Raw genomic sequence first — 8,809 nt, 5'->3', positions numbered from 1 at the left:
TGTCCCAGCCGCCGGTGGGGGTGTCCACGAACGCGTCGGCGGCGGCCAGCAGCCGGCCGAAGTCCCCGTCGAAGTAGGCCCGCATCGCCTCGCCCGAGTAGCTGGTGGCGAGGGTCTGCCCGCTGCCCCGGGCGGCCGGCGCGGTCGACAGCAGCGCGTCGGAGCGCAACCAGTCGCCCTCCTCGCGCAGCGCGAAGGCGAGGTTCTGCAGCGCCCGGGGCAGGGCGAGCAGCTGCTGGGTCCGGCTCAACTCGACCAGCGCGTGCAGTTCGTCCAGGCCGGCCCGGTCGCCAGCCTGGTAGCGAGCGGTGGCCGCGGTGATCCGGGCGTTGGTGCGGATCTCCGCCAGGCCCAGGCGCTCGCCGATCCCGGCCGCCGTCTCGGCGGCGGCCACCGCCGCGTCCCGCTCGTAGTTGAGCATGTGCAGCCGGCCCAGCTCGGCGTGCGCGTCGGCCTTCTGGGCGCTGTCCGGCAGCGGCGTGAAGAGCGCGACCGCCCGGTCCAGGCAGGCCACCGCGGCGCTGCGGTCGGCGCGCAGCCAGGCGGCCTGGCCGAGCAGCGTCCAGGCCCGGGCCGCGCAGGCGTCGTCGCCGTGCGCGAGCAGCCGGTCGGCCAGCGCGTGCAGCTGCTCCGGGCCGCCGCCGGAGAGGAAGGCGTTGCCGTCGCGGTAGAACGAGATCTCGGTGCTCAGCAGCTCCAGTTGCAGCCGGTCGACCGGGTCGCTGTCGTCGGCCAGGCCGAGGGCGCGGCCCGCGTGGCTGGCCGCGGCGTCCAGCCCGTGCAGGGCGTACGCGCGGCGGGCCGCCCGGTGCAGCGCGGCCCGCGCGGGGCCGGCGTACCGCTGGATCGGCATGCCGAGCGTGCGGGCGATCTCGTGGGCCGCCCAGCGGTGGTGCGCCAGCACCTCGGCCAGGTCGGTGTCCCGGCTCTGCGACAGCGCGTCCAGCCAGCCGGCCGTCCGCTCGTGCCGGGCCACCCGCTCGGTTCGCGGCAGCCGCTGGTAGCAGACGTCGCGCACCAGCACGTGCCGGAACCGGAACTCCGGCTGCCCGGCCATCGTGGACGCCGCCTGCTCGTGGATGAAGTCGCGCTGTTCCAGCCGGCGCAGGCACCGCTCCACCGACTCGACCGGCTGGCCCAGCGCGGCGGCCACCGCGCCCGGCCAGAACTGCACGCCGACCACCGAGGCGGCCAGCAGCACCGCGCGGTCCTTGGCGTCGAGCAGGTCGACGCGGTTGGCGATGACCGCGTGCACGCTCTCCGGCATCGGCAGGTCGAGGTGCTTCTCCAGCGACCAGCCCCGCCCGGACTGGCGCAGCGCGCCCTGTTCGATCAGCATCCGTACGTACTCGTGGGCGTAGAGCGGGTTGCCGCCGGCCACCTCGATCAGCGGGCTGAGCATGTCGGCGGAGAAGGCCGCCTGGCCGAACATGTGCGCGTAGAGCGAGGCGATGCCGGTGTCGCGCAGTGGCGGGAGGGTGATCGTCACCGAGCCGGTGATGGTGCCCGCCCAGCTCGGGTCCCGGTCGACCAGCTCCGGGCGGGCGGTGCAGAGCAGCAGCAGCGGCACGTCCCGGGCGGCGGCGCCGAGCAGCTCGACGAAGCGCAGCATCGCGTCGTCGGCCCAGTGCAGGTCCTCGAAGACCAGCACGGTGGGGCGGCGGGCGGCCAGCGCCAGCAGGAAACGACGCCAGGCCGACTCGGTCTCCTCGGCGGGGAGCGTGACGCCGGCGAGCCCGACCAGCGGGCGCAGCGCGTCGACCAGCCGGTCCCGCTCGCCGGGGCCGACCAGCTCGGCCACCGCCGCGCTCAGCCGGCGGGACGCGGTGGGGGCCGGGTCGGTGTCCAGGATGCCGGCCTCGGTCTTGACGATGTCGGCCAGCGCGGCGAACGTGACGTTCTCGCCGAACGGCGGGCACCGCCCGGTACGCCAGCTCACCGGTTCGTCGACCAGCCGCCCGGAGTGCCGGTACAGCTCCCGGATCAGCCGGCTCTTGCCGATGCCGGCCCGGCCGAAGAGCGTCACCACCTGGGGGCGGCGGTCCCGCAGCGACCGGTGCAGGGCGTTGACCAGCAGGCCCAGCTCGTGTTCGCGGTCGATCAGCGGGGTGGTGTCGGGTTCCCGGTCGGTCGGCTGCCGGCGTACCGGGGACAGGGCCAGCCAGACCTCGGTGGGCGAGGAACGCCCGCGCAGGGTGACCGGCGGCTGCTCGGCGTACCGGATGGCGTCCTTGGTCAGCGCGTGGGTGGTGCCGCAGACCAGCACGCCGCCGGGCGGCGACACCGACTGCATCCGGGAGGCGGTGTTGACCACGTCGCCGGCGACGATGGCCTGCCCGCCGTCGCGGGCGGCGGCCACGTCGACCAGCGCCTCGCCGGTCGCCACGCCCACCCGGAAGCGCAGCTCGTCGGCGCCGGTGGGGGCGAACCGGGTGAGCACCCGTTGCAGCTCCAGCCCGGCCCGGACGCAGCGCAGCGCGTCGGTCTCGGTGGCCACCGGGGCGCCGAAGAGCGCCATCACCGCGTCGCCGATGTACTTCTCGACCACGCCGCCGTACTGCCCGACGACCCGCTTGGCGGCGGAGAAGAAGCCGGTCTGCATGCCGCGGACCTGCTCGGGGTCGGCCCGTTCGACGTACGGCGTGAAGTCGATCAGGTCGACGAAGAGCACGCTGACCCGGCGGCGGTCCTCCTGCGGGGTCGCGACGGGCCGGCCGGAGCCGGCGCGGGGCGCGCCGCACGAGGTGCAGAACACCGCGTCGGTGGCGAGCGGCCGCAGGCAGTGCGGGCAGAGCGCACCCAGCTCCGTCCCACAGCCACCGCAGAAGCGGTCGCCGTCGGCGGCGGTACGTCCACAACGGTCACACTGCGCGGAGATGACGCCCTCCACTGGGTGGTCTGCCTGCCGGTCGTCGCCCGGTGTCCACCGTAAGTATCGCCGTTGCCGGCGCTGTCGGGTACCGGGCTGTTGGCTTGTGGACACTCCTCCGGCCGGTTGGGAGAGCTACATTCAGGCGGCCAAAATCCCATCAATGATCAAGGGGAGAGATCATGGTGTATGTGAAGCTCGAGAGCGACTGGACCGACGGTGACGGCGTCGCCCACTCCGCGGGGGAGTCGGTCGACGTCGACGCCGCCACGCTGGCCGTGCTGCAGGCCGAGGGGATCGTCAGCGAGCAGTCCGGTGGCGGCAAGGACGGCACCGACTGGGCCGGGCCGACCGGCACCACGACCAGTTGGGCGGGGCCGACCAGCACCACCCCGTGAGCCGGGGGCAGTGAGCCGACGCGGCCGGCGCAGGCAGCGCCCGGCCGCGTCGCGCGGTCAGCGGTCGTTCATCCCGGCCCGGCGGCGCAGCGCGGACACGTCGGTGACGACGATCCGGCGACCCTCGGTCCGCAGCCAGCCGCGGCTGGCGAAGGAGCCGATCGCCTGGTTGACGCTCTGCCGGGAGCCGCCGGCCATCTCGGCGAGCTGGCTCTGGTTGAGCTCGATGGTGATCATCGGGGCCTGGCTCTCGCCGGCCAGCCGGACCAGGGTCTTGGCCACCCGGCCGGGCAGGTCCAGGAAGACGTGGTCGGCGTTCTGCTCGGTCAGCCGGCGGATCAGGCCACCCAGCGACCGCATCACCGCGTCCAGGATGCGCGGGTTGGAGTGCACCAGCTCCATGAAGGCGGGCCGGGACAGGGCCAGCGCGGCGCTGTCCTCGATCGCCTCGGCGGACGCCGAGCGGGTGGAGGCGTCCAGCAGCGAGACCTCGCCGAGCACGTCCGGCGGCCGGATCACCGACAGCACCGCCCGTTCGCCGGTCGGCGCGGTGCGGAACACCGCCACCGCCCCCCGGCGCAGCACGATCAGCGACTCGCCCGGGTCGTTCTCCACGAAGAGCAGCTGGCCCTTGCGGTACGTGCGCGGCACCGCCGCGGCGATCACCCGCTGCCGCACCTCCGGCTCCAGCCCGGCGAACATCTCCACGCCCGTGAGGGCGTCACCCGGCTCCGGCAGGCGCATCTCCACGGCCCAACCCCTCCCCGGTCAAGGACCACAACTCGCTCACCGGGTGAACCTGACGGCCCCTGAAGAGGTGAACTGACACCAATTCGGCGTCCGGTAGCGGTACACATCAGATCATGACGGTCCAGTCGCTTGCTGTACACCCCTCAAATCGTCTGCGTGACGCCGCCGGTCGGGGTCGGGGTGCCGGCTGAGGTGCGGTTTCGCCCCCGTGGCAAGGGTGGGGAGCCGGTCGGGAACGGACCCGGGCGGCGGAGGCCGCCGGGCGTACGCGAGGATTGGCGCGATGGTCTACCGCTATTTCTACGACTGCGAATTCATCGAGGACGGCCTCATCGTCGACCTCGTGTCGATCGGTGTCGTCGACGAGTACGGCCGCGAGTTCTACGCGGTCTCCACCCAGTTCGACGATTCCCGCGCCGTGCCCTGGGTGCGCCGCAACGTGCTCGACAAGCTGCCGTCCCCGGCCGACCGCGCCTGGCGCTCGCGCGAGCGCATCCGCGACGACCTCTACGAATTCCTGCTGGAGCCGATCCGCGACCGCCCGGGCGAGCAGCTCGAACTCTGGGCCTGGTACGCGGCGTACGACCACGTGGTGCTGGCGCAGCTCTGGGGGGCGATGCCGGCGCTGCCCCGGGAGATCCCCCGGTTCACCAAGGAGCTGCGCCAGCTCTGGGACGACCGGGGTCGGCCGAAGCTGCCCGACGCCGACGCCGACCGGCACGACGCCCTGGTCGACGCCCGGCACAACCTGGCGCGTTGGCGGGCGATGACGGGCCGGTGAGGCCATGCGGGTTTGACCCGTTCTGTCCTGGGCACCGGTTCGACGAGCCGATGCGAGGGAGTTCACGATGAGTAGTGACCCGACCAGCGCCGCCGACGCCCGCCGCCGGGTGACCGAGCTGATCCGGCAGGCTCGGATCTGCATGCTGACCACCATCGGCGTGGACGGGCGGATGGTGAGCCGGCCGATGGGGTTGCAGGAGGCGGAGTTCGACGGCGACCTGTGGTTCTTCGCCTACGCGGACTCGCCGAAGGTGCGCCAGATCCGGGTCAACCCGGAGGTGAACGTCGCCTTCTCCGACCAGCGGCACGACGCCTGGGTGTCGGTCTCCGGCACCGCCCAGGAGAGCTACGACCGGGCGAAGGCCGAGCAGTTGTGGAACCCGCTGCTGAAGACCTGGTTCCCGGACGGCCTCGACACCCCGGGCCTGACGCTGATCAAGGTGCACGCCAACTCCGCCGAGTACTGGGACTCGCCGGGCGGCGCGGTGGTCAACCTGCTCGGGTTCGCCCGGGCGGCGGTGACCGGCAGGCCGCCGAAGGCGGGCGAGAACCACGAGGTCAGCTACTGACCGGTAGCCCGGTTCGGCCGGTGGGACGGGCCGGGGCGCGGTGTCGGCGGACACCCGCGCCGACTACAGTGCGCACTGACGGCCCGCCCCGGGCCGGCAATGGCGCCGATGGTCTGATCTGACACATATCCTGGGGCTTATCCGGGCTTCACCTGATGCTCCAGGAGGATGAGCAGATCATGCGTATCGGCGTGCTCACCGGCGGCGGCGACTGCCCAGGTCTCAACGCGGTCATTCGGGCGGTGGTCCGCAAGGGCGTCGCCACCTACGATCACGAGTTCGTGGGCTTCCAGGACGGCTGGAAGGGCCCGCTGGAGGGCCTGTCCAGGCCGCTGGGCATCGCGGAGGTCCGCGGCATCCTGCCGCGCGGCGGCACCATCCTCGGCTCGTCCCGGACCAACCCGTTCAAGATCGAAAACGGGGTGGAGCGGATCAAGGAGAACCTCGCCGCGCAGGGCGTTGACGCCCTGATCGCGATCGGCGGCGAGGACACCCTCGGCGTGGCCACCAAGCTGCACGAGCTGGGCGTCAACGTGATCGGCGTGCCGAAGACCATCGACAACGACCTCGGCGCCACCGACTACACCTTCGGCTTCGACACTGCGGTCAACATCGCGATGGAGGCCATCGACCGGCTGCACACCACCGCCGAGAGCCACCACCGCACCCTGGTGGTGGAGGTGATGGGCCGGCACGCCGGCTGGATCGCCCTGCACGCCGGCCTCGCCGGCGGCGCCAACGTGATCCTGCTGCCGGAGCGGCAGTTCGACGTCGACCAGGTCGCCGGGTACGTCGAGAAGCGCTTCCAGCACCAGTACGCCCCGATCGTGGTGGTCGCCGAGGGCGCCCAGCCGCTGGACGGCCAGATGGTGCTGCACAACCAGGAGCTCGACTCGTTCGGCCACGTCCGCCTCGGCGGCATCGGCCAGTGGCTCGCCGAGCAGCTGGAGGCCAAGACCGGCAAGGAGGCCCGCACGGTCGTGCTCGGGCACATCCAGCGCGGTGGCACCCCGACCGCCTTCGACCGGGTGCTCGCCACCCGGCTCGGCCTCCAGGCGATCGACGCGGTGCACGAGGGCGACTGGGGCAAGATGGTCGCCATGCAGAGCACGGACATCGTCCGGGTGCCGCTGGCCGAGGCCACCCGCGAGCTGAAGACCGTGCCGCTGGAGCGGTACGCCGAGGCCGAGGTCTTCTTCGGCAGCTGATCGACCGGTGCCGGCGGCGCGGCGGAGCACCCGCCGCGCCGCCGGCCACCGTGACGGAAGGGGTACCACAGCGATGGCACCGGGCAGGCACACGGTCGCCGTGATCGGCGCCGGCAAGATCGGCGAGCTGATGCTCTCCGGGCTGCTGCGCTCCGGCTGGCCGGTGGAGCGGCTGCTGGCCACCGCCCGACGGCCGGCGCGCGCCGAGGAGCTGACCGCCCGGTACGGCGTACGGGTGGTCGACAACCTCACCGCGGTCGAGGAGGCGGCGGTGCTGGCGATCTCGGTCAAGCCGCAGGACGCGGCGACCCTGCTGGACGAGATCGGCCCCAAGGTTCCGCCGGACAAGCTGGTCATCTCGCTCTGCGCCGGCCTGCCCACCGGCTTCTTCGCCCGCCGGCTGCCCGACGGCACCCCGGTGGTCCGGGTGATGACCAACACGCCGGCCCTGGTCGACCAGGCGATGACCGCCATCTCGGCCGGTGCGCACGCCACCGGCGCGCACCTGGAGCTGGCCGAGGAGATGTTCACCCCGCTCGGCGCCACCATCCGGGTGCCCGAGTCCCAGCAGGACGCGGTCACCGCGCTCTCCGGCTCCGGTCCCGCGTACTTCTACCTGCTGGTCGAGGCCATGATCGACGCCGGCATCCTGCTCGGCCTGCCCCGGCAGGTGGCGCACGAGCTGATCGTGCAGACCGCGATCGGCTCGGCGGTGATGCTGCGCGATTCGGGGGAGCACCCGGTCAAGCTCCGCGAGGCGGTCACCTCGCCGGCCGGCACCACCATCTCCGCCATCCGTGAACTGGAGAACCACGGCGTCCGCGCGGCCATGCTGGCGGCGCTGGAGGCGGCCCGCGACCGGGCCCGCGAGCTGGCCGCCCAGGCCGACTGAGCCCCGCCGGCGGGAGGCCGGGGCACACCGGTCCCGGGGTGGTCCGAGCGCGGGCTCGACCGGTCGAGGACGTCCCGGTGGCCCATACTTGCCGGGTGTTCACTCTCGCCCAGGCCCGTCACCTGGTGGCCACCCTGCGCCCCCGCGTCGACGAGCTGATCCGGCTCCGCGCCGACCTCGCCGAACTCCGCGCCGACCTGGCGTCCTCGGGGGTCTCGGTGCTCGGCGGCCGGGCCGAGGTGAAGGGGCTGGAGGCCCGGCTGCACGCCGTGCTGGAGGAGCTGAACTCCCACGACATCCAGGTCAAGGGCATCGCCCCGGTGCTGCTGGACTTCCCCGGCGAACGCGACGGCCGGCCGGTGCTGTGGTGCTGGCTGGAGGGGGACAGCGACGTGCGTTGGTACCACCGCGCCGAGTGTGGCTTCGCCGGCCGCCGGCCGGTCTGACGCACCGCCGACCCCGACCGGTCCCCGCAGAGCCGCCGACGGGTCCGGCGCACCGCCGCCGCCGACCGGTCTGACCGCTCAGTCGGCCGCCGAGCGGGGGAGTGGGTCGGCCGACGGCGCGGCGACCGCGAAGACCACCAGGTTGTCCCGGTAGTGGCCGGTGCGCCGGTCGAAGGCACCGCCGCAGGTGACCAGGCGCAGCTCCGGGCCGGGGGTGGGGCCGTACACGGTGGCGGTGGGGAAGGCGTCCTTGCGGGTGCGCAGCGACCCGGTGACCCGGAAGGCCAGTCGGTGCCGCCGCGCCAGACCTCGATCCGGTCGCCCGCGCGCAGCTCACCGAGGCGGGCGAAGACGGCCGGTCCCCGGCGGGAGTCGAGGTGGCCGGCGATCACCGCCGGCCTCGGGTCGCCGGGCGCGGGGCCGCCGCCGTACCAGCCGGCCCGGTCGTGGTCGGCCGGCGGGACCAGTTGGCCGGCCGCGTCCAGCCCGAGCACCGCGAGGTCGGCGTCGACGCCGATCCGCGCGACGCGTACCCGGGTGGGGGGACCGTGCGGCGCGGGCAGCGGCGCGGCGGTCGTCGCGCAGCCGTCGGCGCAGCCCGGCCGCCAGCTCGCCGGTGGCACCGGCGCGGCCTCGTCGGCCAGCCCGACGCCGGTGCCGGCGGCGAGGCAGACCGCAGCGCCGGCCGCGACCAGCGCGGCCAGCGGCGCCCGGCGGTCACGGTGCCGCCGGATCGCGAAGCCGGGCCGGGTGGTCACCAGACCGGTCGCCGCCGGCGTCGCACCAGCAGCGCCGCCCCGACCACCACGGCCGCCGCGAGCAGGGCGCCGGCCACCATCGGGTACGCACCGAGCCCGCGCCCGGCCAGCCCACCGGCTCCCGCCGGCACCCCGC

General features: G+C 73.9%; 9 protein-coding genes and 1 pseudogene. 6 read left to right on the top strand and 4 right to left on the bottom strand.

All coding sequences use genetic code 11. From position 1 onward, the window contains the following. A partial coding sequence (locus KBX37_RS32315) for an adenylate/guanylate cyclase domain-containing protein (RefSeq protein ID WP_210779626.1) occupies positions 1-2,890 on the bottom strand: 2,890 nt, incomplete at its 3' end. Between the two features lie 161 nt (positions 2,891-3,051). On the opposite strand from KBX37_RS32315, the gene KBX37_RS32310 reads away from it, so the two are divergent. Continuing rightward, on the top strand, positions 3,052-3,267 hold the full coding sequence (locus KBX37_RS32310) for a hypothetical protein (protein WP_154943926.1): 216 nt from the start codon (positions 3,052-3,054) through the stop codon (positions 3,265-3,267). Positions 3,268-3,324: 57 nt separating this feature from the next. Here KBX37_RS32310 and KBX37_RS32305 read toward each other — a convergent pair whose 3' ends face one another. Beyond that, positions 3,325-4,017, bottom strand: coding sequence for a Crp/Fnr family transcriptional regulator (locus tag KBX37_RS32305; RefSeq protein WP_088961072.1), 693 nt, complete (start codon positions 4,015-4,017; stop codon positions 3,325-3,327). Between the two features lie 283 nt (positions 4,018-4,300). Between KBX37_RS32305 and KBX37_RS32300 the strand changes: the two genes are divergently transcribed. The 5 genes from KBX37_RS32300 (at position 4,301) to KBX37_RS32280 (ending at position 7,915) form a co-directional block, all read left to right on the top strand. Beyond that, complete coding sequence (locus tag KBX37_RS32300) at positions 4,301-4,798, top strand: polyadenylate-specific 3'-exoribonuclease AS (protein WP_210779625.1); 498 nt, start codon at positions 4,301-4,303, stop codon at positions 4,796-4,798. 67 nt (positions 4,799-4,865) lie between these two features. Beyond that, complete coding sequence (locus KBX37_RS32295; protein ID WP_210779624.1) at positions 4,866-5,369, top strand: pyridoxamine 5'-phosphate oxidase family protein; 504 nt, start codon at positions 4,866-4,868, stop codon at positions 5,367-5,369. A 179-nt stretch (positions 5,370-5,548) separates the two neighbouring features. Further along, complete coding sequence (locus KBX37_RS32290; RefSeq protein WP_210779627.1) at positions 5,549-6,577, top strand: 6-phosphofructokinase; 1,029 nt, start codon at positions 5,549-5,551, stop codon at positions 6,575-6,577. A gap of 73 nt (positions 6,578-6,650) precedes the next feature. Next, a complete protein-coding gene (proC, locus tag KBX37_RS32285; protein ID WP_210779623.1) occupies positions 6,651-7,469 on the top strand; it encodes a pyrroline-5-carboxylate reductase in 819 nt (272 codons plus the stop codon). A gap of 95 nt (positions 7,470-7,564) precedes the next feature. Continuing rightward, positions 7,565-7,915 (top strand): DUF2203 domain-containing protein, encoded by a 351-nt coding sequence (locus KBX37_RS32280; RefSeq protein WP_210779622.1) that lies wholly within the window; start codon positions 7,565-7,567, stop codon positions 7,913-7,915. A 78-nt stretch (positions 7,916-7,993) separates the two neighbouring features. Here the strand turns inward: KBX37_RS32280 and KBX37_RS35090 are convergent, their stop codons facing one another. Continuing rightward, the gene (locus KBX37_RS35090; RefSeq protein WP_247659418.1) at positions 7,994-8,143 is read right to left on the bottom strand and encodes a class F sortase; all 150 of its coding nucleotides are present in this window, start codon (positions 8,141-8,143) and stop codon (positions 7,994-7,996) included. A gap of 131 nt (positions 8,144-8,274) precedes the next feature. Then, positions 8,275-8,409, bottom strand: a pseudogene (locus tag KBX37_RS36170) (class F sortase); the annotation flags it as partial. Positions 8,410-8,809 lie beyond the last annotated feature (400 nt).

This window comes from Micromonospora sp. U56, from assembly GCF_018070095.1.
Taxonomy (GTDB): Bacteria; Actinomycetota; Actinomycetes; order Mycobacteriales; family Micromonosporaceae; genus Micromonospora; species Micromonospora purpureochromogenes.
Note: the sequence above shows the minus strand (reverse complement) of the source record. Positions and strands in the feature narration are given on the sequence as shown.

Bases quoted from the DNA above. Each gene is read 5' to 3' on its own strand.
- KBX37_RS32295 (WP_210779624.1), top strand. From the start codon at position 4,866: ATGAGTAGTGACCCGACCAGCGCCGCCGACGCCCGCCGCCGGGTGACC.
- proC (WP_210779623.1), top strand. From the start codon at position 6,651: ATGGCACCGGGCAGGCACACGGTCGCCGTGATCGGCGCCGGCAAGATC.
- KBX37_RS32300 (WP_210779625.1), top strand. From the start codon at position 4,301: ATGGTCTACCGCTATTTCTACGACTGCGAATTCATCGAGGACGGCCTC.
- KBX37_RS32290 (WP_210779627.1), top strand. From the start codon at position 5,549: ATGCGTATCGGCGTGCTCACCGGCGGCGGCGACTGCCCAGGTCTCAAC.
- KBX37_RS32310 (WP_154943926.1), top strand. From the start codon at position 3,052: ATGGTGTATGTGAAGCTCGAGAGCGACTGGACCGACGGTGACGGCGTC.